Here is a 22,644-nt window from a genome sequence, read left to right as displayed (position 1 = left end):
CGCTGTTACTGCTTACCCTCGCGGCTCCACGGGAAGAGATTGGCCGGAAAGTCCGCTGCGTAGCGCTTTCCCTTCGGGGGCGGCGGCGGCTCGTCCGGTGGATTCGGATTCGGCTCGACCACCCGCCGATAGAGGTGCCAGGTGGCATGACCGAGCACCGGCAGGACGACAGCGAGACCGACGAAGAACGGCAGCGAGCCGATCACGAGCAGCGCCGCGACGATGAGGCCCCATCCGGCCATCGCAACCGGATTCGCGGCCACCGCTCGGAGCGACGTGCGGATCGCGTCGATCGCAGTCGCATGCCGGTCGAGCATCAACGGAAACGACACGACGCTGACGCACAAGGCCACAACCGCAAACAGGAAGCCACAACCGCAACCGACGATGACGAGCGACCAGCCCTCCGGCGTCGTCAGCACGCGCGTTGCGAAGTCGGGAATGCTTGCGGCCGCCGCGTGACCGAAGATCGTGACATAGATTGCGTTCGCGACACCGATCCAGGCCCCGAACAGGACCAGCAGGAGCACGCCGAGCTCGACCATGGCGCCGAACGACGGTGCGCGCAGCACCTTGATCGCATCCCATGCATCGACCTCCTCGCCGCGCTCGCGACGCCGGCTGAGTTCATAGAGACCGATCGCGGCAAAAGGGCCGATCAAGGCAAAGCCGGCAGCCAGCGGAAACAGGAGCGGCAGCACCGAATAGCCGAGAACCATCCTGAACAGGACGAGACCGAGAACGGGATAAATCACGCACACGACGATCGCGTGGCTCGGCATCGCCTGGAAATCCTCCCAACCCAGGCGAAGGGCCTCGGTCAGGTCGGACAAGCTGATCTTGCGAATGGGGTAGGAGGCCGCTTCGCCGAACAGGTGCCGCTTTATGATGTTGTCGGGATAAAGAGTGGCCATGGACACACCCTCCTCTGCTGAAAGTCGCGGCGGCAAACGGCGCGCTTTCCGGCCGCGCGTATCCGCCCTTATGTGCGGGAGACGCGATCGAGCCGAGTACGGCAGTTCCAGGCTCAACGAGGAAGGAGCTTAGCCGGACGAAACCCGTCGCGACCTGCGCCCCGAGCTTAGCGCGCGCGATCTGGAATGACCAGCGCTCCCGGCTGGGTGAATTGTGCGTCGCATATTTTGTGCGATGCATCACATCGAGAATGCGACCGAGGCACGCCAGCTCGCACGGCAACATCGATCGCTCACGCCGCGTAAGCGTGTTGACATGCTATTGACGCCGGGTTCGCGGGGGATCATTTTAAATGCCTGGACGCCCCCAGCGGTCGCGGTCTTCCTCTTGAATATCGCGACTGGTTGAATGGGCGAGGCAAGAGGCGCGGTGATGGCGCATATGTCAGCATAGATGTCCGCGTAGAGAAAGTCCGCCATCGCGACAGACGTGAGCTCCGCCCTGGATTCGTATCCGTAGCCTTCGATGGCAAGGATGGATCAGGATGGCTGTCGCACTGATACTGCTTCTGGTCGCGATCGGCTCGGTGCTGTTTCACCTCTACAGCCCGTGGTGGTGGACGCCGATCGCCACGAACTGGGCCTATATCGACCACACCATCAGCATCACGTTCTGGATCACGGGCTTCGTTTTCGTCGCGGTCATCGCCTTCATGGCCTATTGCGTCTTTCGCTTTCACCACAAAGAGGGAAGACGGGCTGACTATAATCCGGAAAACAAAAAGCTCGAATGGTGGCTGAGCGTCGGGACCGGCGTCGGAGTCGCGGCCATGCTGGCGCCTGGCCTCGTGGTCTGGCACCAGTTCGTGACGGTGCCTGCGGATGCCACCGAAGTCGAGGTCATGGGCCAGCAATGGCAATGGAGCTTCCGCCTTCCGGGCAAGGATGGGCGGTTGGGCACATCCGATGTCCGCAACATCGCTTCCGACAATCCGATGGGACTCAATCGTGACGACCCGCATGCGCAGGACGACGTCGTGATCGAGAACGGCGACCTGCACCTTCAAATGGGAAAGCCGGTCAAGGTTCTCCTCCGCTCGGTTGATGTCCTGCACGATTTCTACGTGCCCGAATTCCGCGCCAAGATGGACATGGTCCCTGGCATGGTGACCTATTTCTGGATAACGCCGATCCGAACCGGAACGTTCGATGTTCTATGTGCGGAGCTTTGTGGCGCGGCTCATTATCAGATGCGGGCCAAGGTCATCGTCGACGAGGAGCGTGAATATCACGCTTGGCTGGAGCAACAAAAGACGTTTGCCGAATTGTCGCCGGCAAGGGCTGTCGTGAAGGCGACGTACCAATCCGGTGGCAAGTAGCAGGCTGCCGCTGCGAAGATGGATCGGGTGCACGAGGCCAACGCCTCACCCCCGATGGAAACGACCGAGGAGGTTTCTATGGTCGATATTCCATATGAAGGGATCGCAGGCATCCCGCCTGCCGAAGTACCTGAAGTCGAGCTCTATCATCCAAGGAGCTGGTGGACACGGTATGTCTTCTCGCAGGACGCCAAGGTGATCGCCATTCAGTATTCGCTGACGGCCTCGGCCATCGGGCTGGTGGCCCTGGTGCTGTCGTGGCTGATGCGACTGCAACTGGGATTCCCCGGCACCTTCTCTTTCATCGATGCCAACCAGTACCTCCAGTTCATCACCATGCACGGCATGATCATGGTGATCTATCTGCTCACCGCATTGTTCCTCGGCGGCTTCGGCAACTACCTGATCCCGCTGATGGTCGGCGCCCGGGACATGGTCTTCCCATATGTGAACATGCTGAGCTACTGGGTCTACCTGCTCGCAGTCCTGGTGCTGGCCTCGACGTTCTTCGTGCCCGGCGGCCCCACCGGCGCCGGCTGGACGCTATACCCGCCGCAAGCCATCCTCTCCGGAACGCCCGGGCAGGATTGGGGCATCATTCTCATGATGTCATCCCTGATCCTGTTCATCATCGGCTTCACCATGGGCGGGCTGAATTACGTGGTCACGGTGCTGCAGGCGCGCACCCGCGGCATGACATTGATGCGCCTGCCCCTGACGGTGTGGGGCATTTTCACGGCGACCGTCATGGCGTTGCTGGCATTCCCTGCACTCTTCGTTGCCTCGGTCATGCTGCTGCTCGACCGTCTCCTGGGAACCAGCTTCTTCATGCCCTCCCTCGTCGAGATGGGCACGCTTTCGAAATATGGCGGCGGCAGCCCGCTGCTCTTCCAGCACCTGTTCTGGTTCTTCGGCCACCCCGAGGTCTACATCGTTGCCCTGCCCGCCTTCGGCATCGTCTCCGATCTGATCAGCACGCATGCGCGCAAGAACATCTTCGGTTATCGCATGATGGTCTGGGCCATCGTGGGGATTGGTGCGCTCAGCTTCGTCGTGTGGGCGCACCACATGTATGTGAGCGGCATGTTCCCGCAATTCGGGTACTTCTTCGCCACCACGACGCTCATCATCGCGATCCCCACCGCGATCAAGGTCTACAACTGGGTGCTGACCCTGTGGCGCGGCGACATTCATCTGAGGGTGCCGATGCTGTTCGCCCTCGGCTTCATCATCACCTTCGTGAATGGCGGCCTCACCGGCCTCTTCCTCGGCAACGTCGTCGTGGACGTGCCCCTCTCGGACACCATGTTCGTGGTCGCGCATTTCCACATGGTGATGGGCGTGGCGCCGATCATGGTCGTGCTCGGCGCGATCTATCATTGGTACCCCAAGGTCACGGGACGGATGCTGAACGACGTCCTGGGCAAGTTTCACTTCTGGGTCACCTTCCTCGGCGCCTACCTGATCTTCTTCCCCATGCACTATCTTGGACTGCTCGGGGTTCCGCGCCGGTATTTCGAACTCGGCGACACGGCGTTCATCCCGTCCTCGGCCCATACACTGAACGCCTTCATCTCCGTGGTGGCCCTGACCGTCGGCTTCAGCCAGATGGTGTTCCTGTTCAATCTTGCCTGGAGCCTGTTCAAGGGTGAGGCCTCGGGCGGCAATCCGTGGCGGGCGACGACGCTGGAGTGGCAGACGCCAGAGACCCCCCCAGGGCACGGCAACTGGGGCAAGGAGCTCCCGGTCGTGTACCGCTGGGCCTATGACTACAGTGTGCCTGGTGCCGCGGAGGACTTCATTCCGCAGAACCAGCCGCCACGCGGGACGCAGCTCGTTCAGGGAGCTGCTTCGTGAGCGCCATCATCCTGTTCCTGGCTGTGCTTGCGGTGATCGCCGGATGGTGGCTGTCGCAGCAGCGGCTGATGGCCAAGCCCTGGCTGGAGGAAGGCTCGATCGGTGACTTCCCCGGCGGCGATAGCATGACCTGGCCGGCAGCGAAGGTCGGACTTGGCGTGTTTCTCGCCGTCGCGAGCGCATTATTCGTCCTCTTCATCAGCGCCTACTCGATGCGCATGAGCGTGGTGGACTGGCGGCCGCTGCCGGTCCCGCGACTGCTGTGGGTCAACACGGGCGTCCTGGTCCTGAGCAGTGTCGCGCTGCAATGGTCGTACGTGGCTGCCGGGCGACACGATACCGAGAGCGTCAAGATCGGTCTGCTCGCCGGCGGAGCATCTGCCGTGATCTTCCTCGCCGGACAGCTCCTGGCCTGGCAACGGCTCGGGGCTGCCGGATATTTCGTGGCGTCCAATCCGGCGAATTCCTTCTTCTACCTGTTGACCGCGGTGCACGGGCTGCATCTGACGGGCGGCCTGGTGGCCCTCGGGCGAACCTCGGCCAAGGTGTGGCGCGGCGCCGAGATCGCCGAGATGCGCTTGAGCGTGGAGCTGTGCGCCATCTACTGGCACTTCCTGCTGCTGGTCTGGCTCGTCCTGCTCGGTCTTCTCACGGGCTGGACCGACGATTTCGTCAACATCTGCCGTCAATTGCTGAGCTAGGGAGGCGAGACCAGATGGCTGAAACCGTGCTGACACATTCGGGCCAATCGCCTGCGCGGCTTGAAGGCTGGCGCGGCATCGCCGCCGACTGGGCGTCCGATCAGCGCGCCTTCAAGAACGTGTCCTGGGGCAAGGCCATGATGTGGATCTTCCTCCTCAGCGACACCTTCATCTTCAGTTGCTTCCTGCTCTCCTACATGACGGCGCGCATGTCCACGACCGTGCCGTGGCCGAATCCGAGCGAAGTCTTCGCCCTCAATATCGGGGGCAACCACATCCCGCTGATCCTGATCGCCATCATGACCTTCGTCCTGATCAGCAGCAGCGGAACAATGGCGATGGCCGTCAATTTCGGCTACCGCCGCGATCGCGTGAGAACCGCAATCCTGATGCTGGTCACGGCGGCCTTCGGCGCAACCTTCGTCGGAATGCAGGCGTTCGAATGGACCAAGCTGATCATGGAGGGCGTTCGCCCCTGGGGCAATCCATGGGGCGCGGCGCAGTTTGGCTCAAGCTTTTTCATGATCACCGGTTTCCACGGCACCCACGTGACGATCGGCGTGATCTTCCTGATCGCGATCGCGCGAAAGGTCTGGCGTGGAGACTTCGACGTCGAGAGGCGCGGCTTCTTCACAAGCCGCAAGGGCTATTACGAGATCGTCGAGATCACGGGCCTGTACTGGCACTTCGTCGATCTCGTGTGGGTGTTCATCTTTGCATTGTTCTATCTTTGGTGAGGTCGGCGCATGACAAACGCGGCGGTACACATGGAAGGCCAGCTCCACGCTCCGGCGCACGGCGCAGTCGCAACAGCAGCCGTGCACGCCAAGGGGCAACAGCACCCGATCAAGCTCTACCTCGTGGTCTGGGGCTGGCTGTTCGTCCTCAGCACGTGCTCCTACCTCGTCGACTACTTTGGCCTGCACGGCTACCTCAGGTGGTCGCTGATCCTGGTGTTCATGGTGCTGAAGGCCGGCCTGATCGTCGCCGTCTTCATGCACATGGCCTGGGAGCGACTGGCCCTCGCCTATGCCATCCTGCTGCCGCCGATCGCGGTGATGGTGTTTGTGACAATCATGGTGCTCGAATCCGAATACACCCACTTGCTTCGGGTGATGTTTTTCGCAACCCCGTCGTAGGGCAAGCTGATTTGCACTGTCATGCCCCGCGAAGGCGGGGCATCCAGTAACCCGTGTCGGCAGTCGGTTCCTACAATGCCCGCCACGGAGTACTGGATCATCCGCCTTCGCGGATGATGACAGGGGTGGGGCGCCATCGCCGCGCGGCTCGCATCAGCCCTCGAACGCGTCGATCGACGCCGTGCTGCCGCGCGAGACCAGCGTCTCGTCGGCCGCACGCAACGGCTCGCCCTTGTCACGAAAGCGGTTGGTGATGGGGTAGCGGCGGTCGCGGCCGAAATTCCTGGCCGTCACCTTCACGCCCGGTGCGGCCTGGCGGCGCTTGTATTCGGCGACGTTGAGCAGATGATCGATGCGGGTGACCGTCTCGCGGTCGAAGCCGGCGGCGATGATCTTGTCGAGCGGCTCCTCGCGCTCGATCAGACGCTCCAGGATGGTGTCGAGCACGTCATAAGGCGGCAGCGAGTCCTGATCGGTCTGGTTCTCACGCAGCTCCGCCGTCGGCGGACGCGTGATGATATCGGGAGGAATGACCTCGCCCGCAGGCCCTAGCGCGCCGTCGGGCTTCCAGTGGTTGCGCAGCGTGGCCAGCCGAAACACCTGCGTCTTGTAGATGTCCTTGATCGGATTGAAGCCGCCGTTCATGTCGCCATAGAGCGTGGCGTAGCCGACCGACATTTCAGACTTGTTGCCGGTCGTCACCACCATCAGCCCGGTCTTGTTGGAGATCGCCATCAGCAACGTGCCGCGGGTGCGGGCCTGCAGGTTTTCCTCGGTGATATCGGGCGGCAGATTCTTGAAGATGCCGGACAGGATGGTCTCGAAGCCGGTCACGGCTTCAGCGATCGGCAGCACCTCGTAGCGGATTCCGAGATGCCCGGCGAGCTCGCCCGCGTCCGCGATCGAGCTCGCCGCGGTGTAGCGATAAGGCAGCATCACGCCGTGCACCTGATCGGCACCGAGCGCATCGACCGCGATCGCCGCGCAGAGAGCGGAGTCGATGCCGCCGGAAATGCCGAGCAGAACGCCGGGAAATCCGTTCTTGGCGACATAGTCGCGCAAGCCCAGCACGCAGGCCGCGTAGTCGGCGTGGTCGCCCTCCGGCTGCGCGGCAATCGGCCCCGCGCAGCGCCAATCCTCGCCGTTCCTGGTGAAGCGCAATGTGGTGACACTCTCTTCGAACGCCGGCAATTGCGCCGCGAGCGAGAGATCGCCGTTGAGCGCGAAGGAACCGCCGTCGAACACCAGCTCGTCCTGGCCGCAAACCTGGTTGAGATAGACCAGCGGCAGCCCGCTCTCGGTGACGCGCGCCACGGCGACCGAGAGGCGCACGTCGCTCTTGTCGCGGGCATAGGGCGAGCCGTTCGGCACCAGGACGATCTCGGCGCCGGTCTCGGCCAGCGTCTCGACCACGTTCTCGTAATCCTCGGACTCCTCCAGCCAGATGTCCTCGCAGATCGGCACGCCGATCCGCACGCCGCGCACGGTCACGGGACCTGCGGCAGGGCCGCGCGAAAACAGCCGCTTCTCGTCGAACACGCCGTAATTTGGCAGGTTGCACTTGAAGCGCAAGGCGGCGATTTTTCCGCCATCGAGCAGCGCGCAGGCATTATGGAGCCTGCCGTCCTCGACCCAGGGCGTGCCGACCAGCATCGCCGGGCCGCCATCGGCGGTCTCGCGCGCGAGCGCCTCGATCGCGGCGCGGCAGGCGTCCTGGAATGCCGGCTTCTGTACCAGATCTTCCGGCGGGTAGCCGGCGATGAACAATTCCGGAAACAGCACGAGATCGGCGCCGTCGGACCTGGCTTGCGCGCGCGCCGCACGCACCTTCGCGGCATTGCCCTCGATGTCGCCCATGGTCGGATTGAGCTGGGCGAGCGTGACCGCGAATACGTTGAGACGTTCGGTCATGGCCGCCGCACTCCGCTTCAGAGGAACCCCAATCGCTCGACGATGGCGATGATCCAGAATGCGCCGGCCATCAGCAGCGCAACGCCGACCGCGGCCGAGCCCATGTCCTTGACGCGGCCGATCTGCTTGTCGTGATCCATGGTCAGCCGGTCGGCAAGCTTCTCGATCGCGGTGTTGAGCAGCTCGACCGTCAGCACGAACGCGACCGAACAGACCAGCTCGACCGCCCGCAGCGCCGTCGCGGCGACGAACCATGCCAGCGGCACCGACAGGATGAGCGCAAAAATCTCCTCGCGAACGGCCTGCTCCGACCGGAACGCGAAGGCCAGACCGTTGCGTGAATTGATCGTCGCCTTCCAGATCCGCAGCAAGGTGTTAGAGCCCCGCGGCGACCGGCATCGGCCTGGCCTTGCCGGCGCGTTCCTGCTTGAGGAGCTCCGCGACCAGGAAAGCCATGTCGATCGATTGCTCGGCATTGAGGCGGGGATCGCAGACCGTGTGGTAGCGGTCATTGAGATCCTCGTCGGTGATCGCGCGGGCGCCGCCGATACACTCGGTGACGTCCTGACCGGTCATCTCCAGATGCACGCCGCCGGCGTGCGTGCCCTCCGCCGCGTGGATCGTGAAGAACGACTTCACCTCCGACAGGACGCGGTCGAACGGGCGCGTCTTGTAGCCCGACGTCGAGGTGATGGTGTTGCCGTGCATGGGATCGCACGACCAGACCACAACCCTGCCCTCGCGCTTCACGGCGCGGATCAGTCCCGGCAGATGGTCGGCGACCTTGTCGGAGCCGAAGCGGTTGATCAGCGTCAGCCGGCCCGGCTCGTTGTCGGGGTTGAGCACGTCGATCAGCTTCAACAGCTCGTCGGGCTTGAGCGACGGGCCGCACTTCAGGCCGATCGGGTTCTTGATGCCGCGGAAATATTCGACATGGCCGTGATCGAGCTGACGGGTGCGGTCGCCGATCCAGATCATGTGGCCCGAGGTCGCGTACCAGTCGCCGGTGGTGGAATCGACGCGGGTCATGGCCTGCTCGTAGCCGAGCAGCAGCGCTTCGTGGCTGGTGTAGAAATCGGTCGCGCGCAGCTCGGGATGGGCCTCGAGATCGAGGCCACAGGCGCGCATGAAATTGAGCGCGTCCGAGATGCGGTCGGCCAGCTCCTTGTAGCGGCGGGACTGCGGGCTATCCTTGAGGAAGCCGAGCATCCACTCATGCACGCTGCCGAGATTGGCGTAACCACCGGTCGCGAACGCACGCAGCAGGTTGAGCGTCGCAGCCGACTGGCGATAGGCCATCAGCTGGCGCTGCGGGTCCGGCACGCGCGCTTCCTTGGTGAAGGCGATGTCGTTGACGATGTCGCCGCGATAGCTCGGCAGCTCGACGCCATCAATCTTCTCGGTCGGCGACGACCGCGGTTTTGCGAACTGGCCGGCAATGCGGCCAACCTTCACCACCGGCACCGCACCGGCATAGGTCAGCACCACCGCCATCTGGAGCAGCACGCGGAAGAAATCGCGGATGTTATTGGCGCCGTGCTCGGCAAAGCTCTCGGCGCAATCGCCGCCCTGGAGCAGGAAGGCCTCGCCGGCCGCAACGCGCCCCAGCGCCTTCTTCAGATTGCGCGCCTCGCCCGCGAACACCAGCGGCGGAAAGGTCGCAAGCTGCGCCTCGACGTCGGCCAAGGCCTTGGCGTCGGGATAATCGGGCACCTGTAGCACCGGCTTGCTGCGCCAGGACTCGGGCGTCCACCGCTCGGACATCGCAATCTCTCCGTGAAGTAAAAAAGCACAACCTGATCTGTGGGTTGCGAGGGCCGCCTTATACACAGCCCGGTCCCCGGCCGCCAGTTGTAAATCCATTTCGCACTGCAAACCCTTGCGGGGAAAGCCGAATTCGCATTTGCTGAGGGCTGGCAAGGAAACCGGCAGGACATCGGCTGCCCATGGATGCGGCGCGCGACGACGTTTTCATCGACGAGATCACCTTCCCGGCGACGGACGGGTATCCGCTGGCAGGCACCCTGTTCCTGCCGCGCGGCACCAAACGCCATGCCGTGCTGATCAACTCCGCCACCGCCGTCCCGCGAAAGATCTATCGCGGCTTTGCCTCCTACCTCGCCCATCGCGGCTGCGCGGTCCTGACCTACGATTATCGCGGCATCGGCGATTCCCGGCAGCCGGCGATGGTCGGCTACAACCAGCCGAAATCGCTGGTCGGCTTCAGGGCCTCGATGTCGGACTGGGCCGCGCAGGATGTCACCGCCGCGGTGCGCTGGATGCGCGAGCGCTACACCACCCTGCCGCTCGCCTATGTCGGCCACTCCTTCGGCGGCCAGGCGCTCGGGCTGATCGAAAACAACAGCGACATCTCGCGCGCCGCCTTCGTGGCCTCGCAGGCCGCGACCTGGCAGCTGATGGCGTCGCCGGAAAAATATCGCGTCTACGCCTTCATGAATTTCGTCGGCGTGCCGCTCGTCCACGCGCTCGGCTACGCGCCGGCGTGGGCCGGCATCGGCGAGGATCTGCCCAAGGGCGTCTTCCTGCAATGGGCCGACTGGGTCTCCAGCCCGCGCTATCTGTTCGACTCCAAATTGCCGGCGCTGGAGAACTTCGCAAAATTCAAGGGCGAGCTACGCGCGCTCTGCTTCTCCGACGATCCCTGGGCGACGCGGCCCGCGGTCGAGCTGCTCGCGAGCGGCTTCTCCGCGATCAAGCCGGAGGTGCTGACGGTGAAGCCGTCCGACGTCGGCGCCAAGGCGATCGGCCATTTCGGCTTCTTCCGCCCCGAGCACCGCGACACGCTGTGGCGCGGCGTGGCGGAATGGATCCAGGGGGAGTGACATTACGCGGCCGCCGCGGGCAGTTTGATGACGATCCGCAATCCGCTTCGTTCGCCCTCCGTGATGTTCGCAGCGTCGATCGTTCCCCCAAGTCGATCGACAATCCGCTTGACGATCGAGAGGCCCAGACCGACGCCCTCGCCTTCCGGCCGCTGCCCACGGAAGAACGGCTCGAATATCCGGCCTATCTCGTCGGGGGACACGCCTGGTCCATTGTCCTCGATCCGAAGCACAGCCATGGCGCCGTCCCGGTAGATCGCCACATCGATCCTGCCGCCCGCCGGCGTGAAACGGAGCGCGTTATCGAGAAGATTGCGGATCATGGCTGCGAGCATGACCGGCTCGCCGCGCACCGCAACAGACTCGGCCCGTTCGAAGCCGAGATCGACGCCGCGGCTGATCGCCTCCCGCAAGAGATCGGCGATGACGCTCTTCGCCGCGTGATCGAGCTCCACAACCTCCCATTGCCCGCAATCGGTGGGCGCAGCGTCGTGTCGCGCCAGCGCAAGCAACTGCTCCAGAAGATGCTTGCTGCGACTCATGCCCTGCCGAAGCGCTGCAAGGCGCTCGCGCGCGGCCGGTGGCAGTTCGACGTGATCGAGATTCTCAGCCTGTACGCTCAACGCCGTCAGCGGTGTGCGCAGTTCGTGCGCGGCGTCCGCGATAAACCTTCGCTGCTGCCCTATCATCTCGTGCATGCGCTGCAACAGGCCGTTGATGGAAGACACGAACGGATTCAGTTCGCTTGGGAGGTCGCGAAGCGGCAACGCCGTCATGTCATCCGCACGCCGTGCGTTGAGTTCGTCCGCCAGCCGGACCATCGGTCGAAGCGATCCGGCAATGACAATGGCGATCACCAGCATCAGGCAAGGGATCAGCGCGGCGATCGGAAGCACGGTGCGGAGCGCCATGTCACTTGCGATCTCATCCCTGACCCCCGTGCTCTGGGCCACGGCAAACCGGCTGCCGTCGGATCGCGTCTTCAGCACCACCCGGACCGGCTTTCCCTGTCGCGTTGCATCGCGCATCCCATCCTGAAGCCGCCACAACTGGCGTTCCTCGGGTGTGCCTTGCGGCGTCCTGCCCAGCTCCATCAGCCAGACTTCGGAGTTTTCATCGACCCCATGGAGGTCCTGAGCTCCGGTGAAGCCACCGCTCTGAACGAGGCCCGCGATCTGGATCAGCACGGAGTCCTGCGTCTCGATCGCCTCATCGAATGCCCACCGGTGTGCGAAGACGCCTCCGATGAGGCCGGTCACCAGCACGATCGTCGTCAAGCTGATGAACAGCCGGCCGCGCAGCGAGTTGATCATGGCGCGCGATCCACCATCCATCCCATCCCGCGCACGTTGCGGATCGCCTCCGTGCCGAGCTTCTTGCGGATGGTGTGGATCAGGAATTCGACCGCGTTGCTTTCGACCTCCTCGTTCCAGCCGTAAAGCTGCCGCTCGAGCTCGCTCCGCGACAGGATGGTGCCGGGGCGGGTCAACAAGGCCTGGAGCAGCGCGAACTCGCGCGCGGTCAGGAGTGCCGTTTGGCCACACAGCGACGCCTCGCGGGTCGCAGGATCGAGACTGAGCCTGCCGTTGGCAAGTACGGCGGGCGCACCGCTGCCTTCGCGGCGAAGAACCGCCCGCATCCGCGCCAGCAATTCACGTATCTCGAACGGCTTGACCAGATAATCGTCGGCGCCGAGATCGAGGCCTTCGATCCTGTGATCGACGCCATCCCGCGCGGTGACGATAATGACCGGGCACCTGCAGCCATTCGCGCGCAACTGCCGCAGGATATCCCGACCGTCCGCATTCGGCAGTCCGAGATCGAGCAGCAGCACCTCGTAAGACTCGGCTGAGGCGGCAAGCAGCGCGGACTCGCCATCCCTCACCCAGTCGACGGCGTAGGCAGCATCCTTGAGTGCCTGTTCGACGGCGGCTCCAACCATCCTGTCGTCTTCGATCAGCAAAACCCGCAAAGCTCGATCCTCGAAACCGCCGGGCATCCGGCCGTCAAAATCATGACCGTTCCGACTTAGCGCAGAGTTAGGGAGCGCCAGCAGGCCCAAAATGCGGCGAAGGCCGCCCGCATTGAAAATTCTCATCCCTAAGCCCGGCCTAAGTCGCCAGCGCGACGGTCTCGCATCGCTTCGGCTTTGGGAGATTGGGCGTGTCGCAATATTCAGGTTTTGGCGCAAGACGGATGCTGAACAAGGTGCCGGAGGTCACGGCGATCTTCTGGGCCATCAAGATTCTCTCGACCACGGTTGGCGAGACCGGCGCCGACTATCTCGCGGTGCATGTCGGCCTCGGCGCCAGCCTGACCGCGATCTGCATGAGCGGCCTGCTGGTCGCAGCCCTGCTGCTGCAACTGAACCGCTGCGTCTACGTGCCCTGGATCTACTGGCTGACCGTCGTTCTCGTCAGTATCGTCGGCACGCAGCTCACGGATCTCCTGACCGACAAGCTCGAGATCAGCCTCTACATCAGCACCGCGGCGTTCGCTTGCGCGCTCGCCGCGACCTTTGCGGTCTGGTACGGCGTCGAGCGCACGCTGTCGATCCACAGCATCGTGACGACGCGGCGCGAGCTGCTTTATTGGACGGCAATCCTGTTCACCTTCGCGCTCGGCACGGCCGCAGGCGATCTTGCCACCGAAGCAGTTGGTCTCGGTTTCCAGGTCGGCGTTGCCGCCTTCGGCATGCTGATCGCGGCGGTGATGATGGCCTATTACTTCGGCGCCAATCCCGTCCTCACCTTCTGGCTTGCCTACATTCTTACCCGCCCGCTCGGCGCCTCGCTCGGCGATCTGCTCTCGCAATCGCGCGAGTACGGCGGCATCGGCCTCGGCACGATCCAGACCAGCATCGCCTTCCTGACCGTGATCGTCGGCCTCGTCGCCTGGGTGACCTTCGAGGGCGACGGCAGGCGCCGCGCCGATCCGGCGCAATAGCTTCAACCGCGAAATCCCGCTCTCTGCATGAAGCAGGAGCTCCACCAGGAGAAACCACAATGATGAAACTGATTTCCGCCGTCGCCGTCTGCCTGCTGACGACCTTCACGGGCGAACCGCACATGCACGCGAGCCAGCACTTCACCTTCGTGCCGCTCGCGGAAGCCGCGACCGCAAAGCTCGGCGATCTCACGCCATTCCGGAGCATCGTGGTCGACGTCGCCGCGTTGATCGACAAGGGCGACCTCCCCGCCGCCAGGACAAGGATCAAGGACCTCGAGACCAAATGGGACGAGGCCGAAGCCGGATTGAAGCCGCGCGCGGCAGCCGATTGGCACACCGTCGACAAGGCGATCGACCGCGCGTTGGGGGCGCTGCGCGCGGGCGCGCCGGATGCAGCGAAGTGCAAACAGGCGGTCGCTGATCTGCTCGCGGCCATGGATACCGCCGCGAAGTCCTGACGCCTCTGCGCGCCATCATCCCGTCAGCCGCGGATTCCGGTCCGCGGCTGACGTATCAACGAGGACACCATGGAAGATCAGACCAAAAGCAATATCATCAGCGAGAGCAAGGTCCCCGAGGTCACGCTCGGTTTCTGGATCATCAAGATCGCCGCCACCACGCTCGGCGAGACCGGCGGTGACACCGTCACCATGACGCTGAACTGGGGCTATCTGGCCGGGACCTGCCTGTTCCTCGCGGCCATGATCGTCCTGGTCGCGGCGCAGGTCCGCGCGCGCAAATTCCATCCGGCACTGTATTGGGCCACCATCGTCGCATCGACCACCTTCGGCACCACGATGGCTGACTTCGCCGACCGCTCGCTCGGCATCGGCTATACCGGCGGCTCGACGCTGCTGCTCACTTGTCTCGTGCTGGTGCTCGGCCTCTGGTATCGCGCCGAGGGAACGATCTCGGTCAACAGCGTCAGCACACCGCGCGTTGAGGCGTTCTATTGGGGCGCGATCACCTTTTCGCAAACGCTGGGTACTGCGCTCGGCGACTGGATCGCGGATACCGGCGATATGGGCTATCGCGGCGGCGCATTGATCTTCGCGGCCGGACTCGCCGTTATCGCTGCACTTTACTTCTGGACCCGCGTCTCACGCGTCACGCTGTTCTGGGCCGCCTTCATCTTGACGCGTCCGCTGGGTGCGACCGTCGGCGACTTTCTCGACAAGCCGCTCGATCACGGCGGGCTGGCGCTGAGCCGGCCGCTGGCCTCGGTCGTGATCGCAGCCTTTATGCTGGTGTGCCTGCTGCTGATTCCGCAACGCGCGGGGCAGCATCCCGGCGACGCCCCAGCGACGGAGCAAGCCTGAATGGCCGAACGTTAGCGGATGATCGTCGTCAGAGACGAGTAGCGCCGGTTCGGCTTGGCCTCGCCCGGCGCAAACTGCGCGAAGGCCTCGCTGACGCGGACCGCCGGCGGCGTGTCGCTGGCGAAGCGGAATTCCTTCGGCCGCGGCGCGTAGAAGCCGGCGCTGTAATAGGCGTCGTCGAAACGCGCCTCGCCGACGCCGAACAATGCGTCGCAGACGAACAGGAGCGCGTAGACTCCCGCAACCGCCGCAACGATCTCCCTGAGAACAGACATGCCGATGCCCCAACCTTTTGCAGGCAGGATGCACGCCGGTTCCAAAGCGGAGGTTTAAGGCAGCAGCCTTCTTGTCCGCAGGGTTTTCCGCCACTGAGCGGAATGCAGACAACTTTATCGATGTCGAAAAAAGAGCCCGCCTGACCGGATGATCAGGCGGGCCCAGGATTGGCCGATCGGGAGGTTATCAGACGGCCAGATTCATCCAGACAGCCTTGGGCTCGGTGAAATTGTCGAGCGCGGCGGTGCCGTGCTCACGGCCGAGGCCGGAGTCGCGCTCGCCGCCCCAGGGCAGGCGCACGTCGGTGTAGCCATAGGTGTTCATCCAGACCGTGCCAGCGCGCGCCCGCTTGGCGAAGCGCTGGAGCTTGCCGATGTCACGGCTCCAGACGCCCGCGGCGAGGCTGTAGGCCGTGCCGTTGGCGATCCTGAGCGCATCGGCCTCGTCCTTGAACTTGATGACGCTGACGACGGGGCCAAAAATCTCCTCCTGCGAGATCCGCATCTCGTGTGCGACACCTGCGAACACCGCGGGGCTGATGAAATAGCCGCGATCGCCGACCTTCTCGCCGCCGGTGACGAGGGTCGCGCCCTCCTTCTGGCCGATGTCGACATAGTCGAGGATCGACTTCATCTGCTTCTCGGAGATGACGGGGCCGAGCACCGTCTTGCGATCGAGCGGATCGCCGATCCTGAGCGACTTTGCGCGCGCGGCCAGCCGCTCGACGACCTCGTCATAAGCCTTCTCCTGCACAAGCACGCGGGAGCCGGCCGAGCACACCTGGCCGGCATTGAAGAAGATGCCTGAGGCCGCAGCCTTGGACGCCGCTTCGAGATCGGCATCGTCAAAGATGACGTTGGCCGACTTGCCGCCGAGCTCGAGCGAGACGCGCTTGAAGTTGCTGGCCGCGCCCTTCATGATTCCGCGGCCGACGCCGGGCGAACCGGTGAAGGTCACCTTGTCCACGTCAGGGTGATTGACCAGCGCGTCGCCGACGACACGGCCCGGACCGGTGACGACGTTGAAGACACCCGCCGGCAGGCCCGCCTCGAGCGCGAGCTCGGCGATGCGCAGCGCCGACAGCGAGGTCAGCTCGGCCGGCTTCATCACGATGGTGCAGCCGCAGGCCAGCGCCGGCGCCAGCTTCCACATGCCGATCATCAGCGGGAAATTCCACGGCACGATCGCCGCGACCACGCCGACCGGCTCACGCACGGTATAAGTCAACGCATCGTCACGTACCGGCACGACGTCGCCGCTGATCTTGTCGGCCCAGCCGGCGTAGTAGATCAGCGTGTCGACCGCGGCCGGAAAGTCCTGGCGCGTCGTCGCGGAGATCGGCTTGCCGGCATCGATCGACTCGAGCTCGATGATTTCTTCCGAGTGCTGCTTGAGCAGGTCCGCCCAGCGCAGCAGGATCTGGCCGCGCTCCGACGCCCGCATCGTGCGCCACGGGCCTTCGAATGCCCGGCGCGCGGCGGCGACCGCATGCTCGACATCGGCCTCGTTACCCTCGGCGACGATGGCGATGACCTGCCCGGTGGCGGGATTGAGGGATTTGAAGGTACGGCCGGAGCTGGCGGGGACGCGGCGGCCGTCGATGAGCAGATGCTGCGGCCGGGCCATGAATTCGGTGGCCGGCGAATGCGCAAAGTCATATGCAACAGACATCATATTTCCTCCTGTTCTGGTATACCAGACTAGGCGTCTATTGGCTGGAGTAAATATGATATGGTTTGCAAATGGACGCCTCACATATGAAGCGAAGTTCATAAGGAAGACCCATGCTTCAGATCGAGATCGAGGCTGTCTGGCGGTTTCGCCGGGAAGGCAATCCGCGCACCGTGGTGGTGATGCTCGGCGTGCTCAACGAAATCCGGAAGACCGGGAAGATCACGAGTGCGGCCAGCGATGCGCACCTGTCCTACCGGCACGTCTGGAACCTGATCGAGCAATGGTCGGCGTTCTTTGGAACCCCTATGGTCGAGACCCAGCGCGGCAAGGGCTCGAAGCTCACGCCGTTCGGCGAGCGGCTGGTGTGGGCCGGCGAGCGCATGCAGGCCCGGCTCGGGCCACAGCTCGAAAACCTGGCGCAGGAGCTGGCGAGCGAGATCAAGCCGTTCCTCGAACAGCGCCCTTCGGTGATCCGCGTTCATGCCAGCCACGGCTTTGCCGTGGCAAAACTGCGCGAATTCCTCGATCGCGAGCCCGGCATCGGCGTCGACCTGCGCTATGTCAGCAACCAGCATTCGCTGGTCGCGCTGGCGCAAGGCGCCTGCGACCTCTCCGGCCTGCATCTGCCGCACGGCGCGTTGCGCGCCCAGGGCATCAAGGCGGCGCGCGAATGGCTGGACCCGCGCGAAGATCGCATCATCAGTTTCGTCACGCGCGAGATGGGGCTGATGGTCGCGCGCGGCAATCCGCTGCGCATCGCTTCGCTTCATGACCTCACCGGGCCAAAAGTCCGCTTCGTCAACCGCGACCATGATTCCGGCACGCGGCTGTTGTTCGACCAGCTGCTTGCCGCGAACGGCATCGACGAGAGCAAGATCAACGGCGCGCAGCAGATCGAGTTCACCCACGCCGCCGTCGCGGCCTATGTCGCGAGCGGCATGGCGGATGCGAGTTTTGGTGTCGAGGCGGCCGCGCGCCACTTCGGCCTCGATTTCATCCGCATCCTCACCGAGGATTATTTCTTCGTCTGCAAGCGCGCCTTCCTCGATACCGGGCCGATGCAGCGCATCCTGGAGATCATGCGCAGCGCCGATTTCCGCGCCGCCGTCGCCACCCTGCCCGGCTACGTGCCGTCGGATACCGGCAACGTAACCGGCGTGAAGGCGTTTCTGGAGCTGCACGCCGTGCGATGATGCTCGGCTCGGCAACGATCTCACGTCCGGCCGATGGGATACGCGTTACGGGCACTATCGGCAGCGTCCGACCTTCGTCGGTTCGCTCAAGCTGATCGTCAACCACATCTGACCCGGCGCGGCACCTTATTGCCGAGCGATCGGACTCAGCAGGCAGGCCGCAAGCTCGGTGCGGTTGTGCACGCCGAAGCGTCGGCACAGGTTCGCGACGTGCTCCTTCACGGTCTGATCGGAAATCCCCATCTCGCGGGCGATTTCCTTGTTGGTCTGGCCGCGGCAGACCCGGATGGCGACGTCCGCGGACCGTGGCGGAAGCGATGCCGAGAGCGTCGCCACCGGCGTCGCTGCCGGCGTCGCTGCCGGCTCGGGGACGCGGATTGCGGCAGGATGGGCGTCGATCGCGCCCGCGTTCGTCATGTTGGTCAAAGCGAGCGAGCCCGCCCGACACAGCATCTCCATGCGCTGCCGCGACCGCATCGTGTACGGCGCGTCCGTATCAGTCGTCGCCGTAAACAGCACGCCGACGATCTTCTGCCCGCACCACAACGGGCCGCCCATGTTGTATGCAAAGCCCCACTCGTGCAGCATCTCGAAGGACGGACTGTGCCGCCATTGCTGCGGACCGATCACCGTTTCGCCGTCGACCGCGCGGCCTTGGGTCATGATGCAGTCGAGCACGGGGTCGCGCTTCCAGAAGCCGGCCCTGTAATTGTCGAGCAGGCCTTCTGCGACGTGCCGGCTGTAGACCAGTTCCGGTTCGAGCCCGTCGAGCAAATAGAGGCCGACGGTCGGCGATCCCGTCAATTCCGTGATCGCCGAGCAGCAGGCAATGCCAAGGGCGCGCACCGAGCGGCTCTCGGCGATGGACATCAGCCGATCTGCGAGCTGGCGCTCGGGCAGACCATCCAAATGCTCCTGCTCGGCTCTCACCGCCACTCCTCGCGCGAACGCGCGGTGCCCTCGGACACACGCGCGTCATTGCCGATTGTTATAGGCTTAAAATTTCTGCCTCGCCTGACCTTTGGTCAAGCGAAAAGAAGCGGCAAAACACTGCTCTCCCGGCCCAGCTTTGCGGCAGAGCAGCATGGCCAACACCCCCCATGATGGGGGATTGCTGCTTTAGCCGCCTCATCTCTAGCATCCTGGCCATCGGGATCGCGTAACGACGTTCGCGCGGTTTCGACGGGGACATCTCGACACCAACGCGAGCCGTTCGTCGCGCGCACCAACAGTCTTTGGCGCGTGTGGGCGGAGTCTTGCCCGCGACCGGCGTGTTCCGCCCGACCCAGATCTTCGCGTCCAGCAGCGTTTCGCGAAGAACCAACAGCCCGACGTGGAGACACCGACCATGAGCCCTTCCGTGCAACTCGCCGTAAAGCCTTCCGCGACCCCGACGGTGGCCGAGTTCCATGCGCGCCTCGACGCGCTGCTACCGCTGGTCGAATCCAGGGCCGCGGAGGCCGAGGCACAGGGCTATCTGACTGACGACGTGGTAGCGGCGCTGCGCAAGGCCGGCATCTACACCATGCTGTTCCCGAAGGAGGTCGGCGGCGCCGAGCTTCTGCCTTACGACGCCATGACCGTGATCGAGCGGCTCGCTTACGCACACGCCTCCGCCGGCTGGTGCGTCATCGGCAACAATATGGAAGGCACGACGCTCGCCATCTACATCGAGGACGAAGGCATCAAGAAAGTCTTCGCGGGCGGGCCCGACATCACGATTGCCGGCAACGGCGTGCCGCGCGGCTTCGCCCGACCGGTCGATGGCGGTTACATGATCCGCGGTAACTGGGCCTATGGCAGCGGCATTCAGCACGCCGAGTGGGTCCATTCAGGCTGCTTCGTCACCGACGCATCCGGCAAGGACATGGTGTTCGGTCCGAACGGCCAGCCCAAGATCGTGGTCACCCACCATCCGCGCGCGACCATCAAGTTGATGGGCAATTGGGACGTGCTCGGTCTGCGCGCGACGGGAAGTTTCGACTACACTTTGAGCGAGGGCGACGAGCTGTTCGTACCCACGCACATGACCTACGATTTTGACATTGGCGCGCCGCGCCGAGGTGGCGTGCAGGGTGCGCTGGGACTGGCGGGCTACAGCGCCTGGGCGCATTCCGCCTGGGCCGTCGGTGTCGGCCGCCGCATGCTCGACGAACTCGTCAAGGTAATCGTCCAGCGCCAGGATCCATTCGGCAAGTCGCGCGACAGCGCGAGCTTCAAGTTCCAGTTTGCGCAGGCTGAAGCTCGTTTCCGCGCAGCACGTGCGTTGGTCCACGAAACCTGGAAGGACGTCTCGGAGACTTGCGCCGGCGGCGAAAGTCCGTCGCTGGAGCAGATGACGATGATCAAGCTGTCACTGCGCCACGTCCACGACGTTCTGTCGGATGTCGCCACCTTCGCGCATCGCGCCGCGCGCGGCGCCTCGCTGCACAACACGCCGATGCAGCGGTTCTATCGCGACATCCATTCGGGCACGCAGCACATCCTGATGGCCGACCAGATCGTCGAAGAGTGCGGCCGTGCGCTGCTCGGCCTCCCCGGCCCTGGTGCGCAATGGACGGTCTTCGGGGTGACAGGCTGAGCAAGCGACCAGACACGAGGGCGTCGAGGTGAGGACATCCCGCATCGTTGGCTTCTGCGGCAATAGTTGGCGCCCGGCGAAGTCGCGCATGCTGGTGGAAGCCGTCGCCGCCGATCTTCAGGCGCAGCATGGACTGAAGACCACCGTCCTCGACCTTGTCGATGCCGGTTGCGGCATCGCCGGCTTCACCCGGACCGCACTCGATGACAATGCGCGCGCCGTCGTCGAGGCCATCGAACAGGCCGACGGCCTCGTGATCGGATGCCCGGTGTTCCAGGGCTCTTATCCCGGATTGTTCAAGCACGTATTCGACTTGATCGAACCCAGCGTGCTGCGCAATCGCCCGGTGCTGCTGACCGCGGTCGGCGGCGGCCTGCGCCACTCGCTGGTGGTCGAGCACCAGCTCCGCCCGCTGTTCGGCTTCTTCGAAGCCTGCACCGTTTCGACGGCGATCTACACCAGCAGCGGCGAGATCGTACCAGGCGAGCCGCTCGCACCAATGACGGCCGCGCGGCTCGCCAACGCCGTCGAACAATTCGCCTCACTTCTCAGCGGTCGCCAGGAAGCCGCCGCATGACTCACCAACGCCCGGCTCTGCCGCCTTCAACCGGAGACGACCATGCTTGATACCGTCAAACCCTCGCCCGATCTCACCGGCTTCTCCCGCGCGGAACATACGATCAACGGCGTGCGGACCGTCGTTCACAGCATCGGAAGCGGCCCGGCGCTGGTGTTCCTGCACGGCACCGGCACCTTCACCGGCTTCGAGATGGCGCGCGATTGGGCGAAGCGGCACACGGTCATCATCCCCTATCATGCGGGCTTTGGCGACTCCGGCGACGCCGAGACGATCGACACCGTCGAGGATCACGTCCTTCACTACATGGATCTGTTCGACAAGCTTCGTCTTGAGCAGTTCGACCTCGCCGGGTTCTCCCTCGGCGGATGGCTTGCCGCGGAGTTCGCGATCCGTCAGCCGCATCGGGTCCGCAAGCTGGTGCTGGTTGCGCCCGCGGGTCTTGTGGTCGGAAGCGCGCCTGCGCCCGGATTGTTCGAGATCGCACCGCAAGAACTGCCAGCCTATCTCGCGCACGATCCGGCCGCGGCGCTCCGTTACTTTCCCAAGGCGCCCGATCCGGCCTTCGACGCCCGGCTTGGACGCGAGGTCACGGGCTTTGCCAAGCTGATCCGCAGTGAACCGCAGGGCAATCCCAAGCTCGCGCACTGGCTGCATCGAATCACGATGCCGACGCTGGTGCTGTGGGGGGCCGCAGATCGCTTGCGCCCGACCGCCCAGGCAGATGCCTGGAAAGCAGGGCTCCCCGACGCACGCGTGACGCTGGTGCCGGCGACCGGTCATCTCGTGTTCGAGGAAACGCCGTCTTCCGCACACTACGTCACCGATTTTCTCGCCGATTGATCCCGCACACAACAGAGGACACCACCATGATCGAGATGCCTCCGGGCGTGACCCCTGCCAAAGAAGGCTTTGGCAACGTCATCTGGAACATTCTGGGCCAGACCTACACGCTGAAGCAGCATTCCGAGGCGTCGATGGCCTGGCATGCCGTGTTTCCGGATGGCACCTTCGTGCCGCCGCACGTGCATCCGACCCAGGATGAATTCGTCTATGTGCTGAGCGGCCGCTACGACCTCTGGCTCGACGGCAAGGACTTTGTCGCCAAGGCCGGCGACCTCGTCCGCATGCCCAAAGGCATCCCCCACGGCATCTTCAACAAGTCGGGTGAAACCGCCACCAGCCTGTTCTGGGTCGCACCGACGCGGTCGCTGAAAGAGCTGTTCGAGCGCATCCACAATCTCCCCGATCCGCAGGAGGTCGTGCGACGTGCCGCCGAACACGAGGTCAACTTCCTGCCGCCGCCCGCCTGAGGCCACGCCGATTCCGTC

Annotated in this window: 23 protein-coding genes; 14 read left to right on the top strand and 9 right to left on the bottom strand. The window is 64.2% G+C overall.

Annotated elements, in window-relative coordinates; genetic code table 11:
• Positions 1–5 precede the first annotated feature (5 nt).
• Positions 6–914 (bottom strand): DUF2189 domain-containing protein, encoded by a 909-nt coding sequence (locus AB7245_RS18540; protein ID WP_063983984.1) that lies wholly within the window; start codon positions 912–914, stop codon positions 6–8.
• A gap of 545 nt (positions 915–1,459) precedes the next feature.
• Here AB7245_RS18540 and AB7245_RS18535 point away from each other — a divergent pair.
• The 5 genes from AB7245_RS18535 (at position 1,460) to AB7245_RS18515 (ending at position 5,990) form a co-directional block, all read left to right on the top strand.
• Positions 1,460–2,293, top strand: coding sequence for a cytochrome c oxidase subunit II (locus AB7245_RS18535; protein WP_071915136.1), 834 nt, complete (start codon positions 1,460–1,462; stop codon positions 2,291–2,293).
• Positions 2,294–2,371: 78 nt separating this feature from the next.
• Positions 2,372–4,150: a cbb3-type cytochrome c oxidase subunit I gene (locus AB7245_RS18530; protein ID WP_439034581.1), complete on the top strand. Its 1,779-nt coding sequence runs from the start codon at positions 2,372–2,374 to the stop codon at positions 4,148–4,150.
• Positions 4,147–4,851 carry a cytochrome c oxidase subunit 3 gene (locus AB7245_RS18525; RefSeq protein ID WP_439034580.1) on the top strand — a complete coding sequence of 235 codons (705 nt, stop codon included), beginning with the start codon at positions 4,147–4,149 and terminating at the stop codon, positions 4,849–4,851. Before AB7245_RS18530 ends, AB7245_RS18525 begins: the two co-directional genes overlap by 4 nt.
• 14 nt (positions 4,852–4,865) lie before the next feature.
• Positions 4,866–5,588: a heme-copper oxidase subunit III family protein gene (locus AB7245_RS18520; RefSeq protein WP_439034579.1), complete on the top strand. Its 723-nt coding sequence runs from the start codon at positions 4,866–4,868 to the stop codon at positions 5,586–5,588.
• A 9-nt stretch (positions 5,589–5,597) separates the two neighbouring features.
• Complete coding sequence (locus AB7245_RS18515) at positions 5,598–5,990, top strand: cytochrome C oxidase subunit IV family protein (protein ID WP_439034578.1); 393 nt, start codon at positions 5,598–5,600, stop codon at positions 5,988–5,990.
• A gap of 153 nt (positions 5,991–6,143) precedes the next feature.
• Here AB7245_RS18515 and AB7245_RS18510 read toward each other — a convergent pair whose 3' ends face one another.
• The 3 genes from AB7245_RS18510 to AB7245_RS18500 are packed head-to-tail and all read right to left on the bottom strand — an operon-like array spanning position 6,144 to position 9,665.
• Entirely contained in the window at positions 6,144–7,901 is a 1,758-nt protein-coding gene (locus tag AB7245_RS18510; RefSeq protein WP_439034577.1) for an NAD+ synthase, read from the bottom strand.
• A 17-nt stretch (positions 7,902–7,918) separates the two neighbouring features.
• Positions 7,919–8,272, bottom strand: a complete 354-nt coding sequence (locus tag AB7245_RS18505; RefSeq protein WP_014496149.1) for a diacylglycerol kinase — start codon at positions 8,270–8,272, stop codon at positions 7,919–7,921.
• 4 nt (positions 8,273–8,276) lie between these two features.
• A complete protein-coding gene (locus tag AB7245_RS18500) occupies positions 8,277–9,665 on the bottom strand; it encodes a class II 3-deoxy-7-phosphoheptulonate synthase (protein ID WP_439034576.1) in 1,389 nt (462 codons plus the stop codon).
• Positions 9,666–9,847: 182 nt separating this feature from the next.
• Here AB7245_RS18500 and AB7245_RS18495 point away from each other — a divergent pair, with 182 nt between their 5' ends.
• Complete coding sequence (locus tag AB7245_RS18495; RefSeq protein ID WP_439034575.1) at positions 9,848–10,744, top strand: alpha/beta hydrolase family protein; 897 nt, start codon at positions 9,848–9,850, stop codon at positions 10,742–10,744.
• Between the two features lie 2 nt (positions 10,745–10,746).
• Here AB7245_RS18495 and AB7245_RS18490 read toward each other — a convergent pair whose 3' ends face one another.
• Both AB7245_RS18490 and AB7245_RS18485 read right to left on the bottom strand, forming a co-directional pair.
• Entirely contained in the window at positions 10,747–12,057 is a 1,311-nt protein-coding gene (locus AB7245_RS18490) for an ATP-binding protein (RefSeq protein WP_439034574.1), read from the bottom strand.
• The gene (locus AB7245_RS18485) at positions 12,054–12,716 is read right to left on the bottom strand and encodes a response regulator transcription factor (RefSeq protein ID WP_439034573.1); all 663 of its coding nucleotides are present in this window, start codon (positions 12,714–12,716) and stop codon (positions 12,054–12,056) included. The genes AB7245_RS18490 and AB7245_RS18485 overlap by 4 nt, the downstream gene beginning before the upstream one ends.
• Positions 12,717–12,940: 224 nt before the next feature.
• On the opposite strand from AB7245_RS18485, the gene AB7245_RS18480 reads away from it, so the two are divergent.
• The 3 genes from AB7245_RS18480 to AB7245_RS18470 all read left to right on the top strand — a co-directional run bounded on the left by AB7245_RS18480 (position 12,941) and on the right by AB7245_RS18470 (position 15,012).
• Positions 12,941–13,690 carry a COG4705 family protein gene (locus AB7245_RS18480; protein WP_439035740.1) on the top strand — a complete coding sequence of 250 codons (750 nt, stop codon included), beginning with the start codon at positions 12,941–12,943 and terminating at the stop codon, positions 13,688–13,690.
• A 122-nt stretch (positions 13,691–13,812) separates the two neighbouring features.
• Complete coding sequence (locus AB7245_RS18475) at positions 13,813–14,151, top strand: hypothetical protein (protein ID WP_439035739.1); 339 nt, start codon at positions 13,813–13,815, stop codon at positions 14,149–14,151.
• Between the two features lie 69 nt (positions 14,152–14,220).
• Positions 14,221–15,012, top strand: coding sequence for a COG4705 family protein (locus AB7245_RS18470; protein WP_439034572.1), 792 nt, complete (start codon positions 14,221–14,223; stop codon positions 15,010–15,012).
• Positions 15,013–15,023: 11 nt separating this feature from the next.
• On the opposite strand, the gene AB7245_RS18465 is transcribed toward AB7245_RS18470, so the two are convergent.
• Positions 15,024–15,287 carry a hypothetical protein gene (locus tag AB7245_RS18465; RefSeq protein ID WP_439034571.1) on the bottom strand — a complete coding sequence of 88 codons (264 nt, stop codon included), beginning with the start codon at positions 15,285–15,287 and terminating at the stop codon, positions 15,024–15,026.
• Between the two features lie 187 nt (positions 15,288–15,474).
• Positions 15,475–16,959, bottom strand: coding sequence for an aldehyde dehydrogenase family protein (locus AB7245_RS18460; RefSeq protein ID WP_439035738.1), 1,485 nt, complete (start codon positions 16,957–16,959; stop codon positions 15,475–15,477).
• Positions 16,960–17,072: 113 nt separating this feature from the next.
• Between AB7245_RS18460 and AB7245_RS18455 the strand changes: the two genes are divergently transcribed.
• On the top strand, positions 17,073–18,155 hold the full coding sequence (locus AB7245_RS18455) for a substrate-binding domain-containing protein (protein WP_439034570.1): 1,083 nt from the start codon (positions 17,073–17,075) through the stop codon (positions 18,153–18,155).
• A gap of 126 nt (positions 18,156–18,281) precedes the next feature.
• Here the strand turns inward: AB7245_RS18455 and AB7245_RS18450 are convergent, their stop codons facing one another.
• Positions 18,282–19,085 (bottom strand): response regulator transcription factor, encoded by an 804-nt coding sequence (locus AB7245_RS18450; RefSeq protein WP_439034569.1) that lies wholly within the window; start codon positions 19,083–19,085, stop codon positions 18,282–18,284.
• A 418-nt stretch (positions 19,086–19,503) separates the two neighbouring features.
• Between AB7245_RS18450 and AB7245_RS18445 the strand changes: the two genes are divergently transcribed.
• From AB7245_RS18445 to AB7245_RS18430, 4 genes are read left to right on the top strand one after another with little or no spacing between them, the layout of a single operon-like run.
• Positions 19,504–20,736 carry an acyl-CoA dehydrogenase family protein gene (locus AB7245_RS18445; protein ID WP_014496159.1) on the top strand — a complete coding sequence of 411 codons (1,233 nt, stop codon included), beginning with the start codon at positions 19,504–19,506 and terminating at the stop codon, positions 20,734–20,736.
• A 28-nt stretch (positions 20,737–20,764) separates the two neighbouring features.
• The gene (locus AB7245_RS18440) at positions 20,765–21,313 is read left to right on the top strand and encodes an NAD(P)H-dependent oxidoreductase (protein WP_038932071.1); all 549 of its coding nucleotides are present in this window, start codon (positions 20,765–20,767) and stop codon (positions 21,311–21,313) included.
• 42 nt (positions 21,314–21,355) lie between these two features.
• Positions 21,356–22,156 carry an alpha/beta fold hydrolase gene (locus tag AB7245_RS18435; RefSeq protein WP_439034568.1) on the top strand — a complete coding sequence of 267 codons (801 nt, stop codon included), beginning with the start codon at positions 21,356–21,358 and terminating at the stop codon, positions 22,154–22,156.
• Between the two features lie 26 nt (positions 22,157–22,182).
• Positions 22,183–22,626: a cupin domain-containing protein gene (locus tag AB7245_RS18430; RefSeq protein ID WP_028159377.1), complete on the top strand. Its 444-nt coding sequence runs from the start codon at positions 22,183–22,185 to the stop codon at positions 22,624–22,626.
• Positions 22,627–22,644 lie beyond the last annotated feature (18 nt).

The sequence above is a fragment of the Bradyrhizobium sp. 604_D8_N2_3 genome, assembly GCF_051810765.1.
GTDB lineage: Bacteria > Pseudomonadota > Alphaproteobacteria > Rhizobiales > Xanthobacteraceae > Bradyrhizobium > Bradyrhizobium barranii.
The sequence above is the reverse complement of the archived record's forward strand: the minus strand, read 5'-3'. Positions and strand labels throughout refer to the sequence as shown.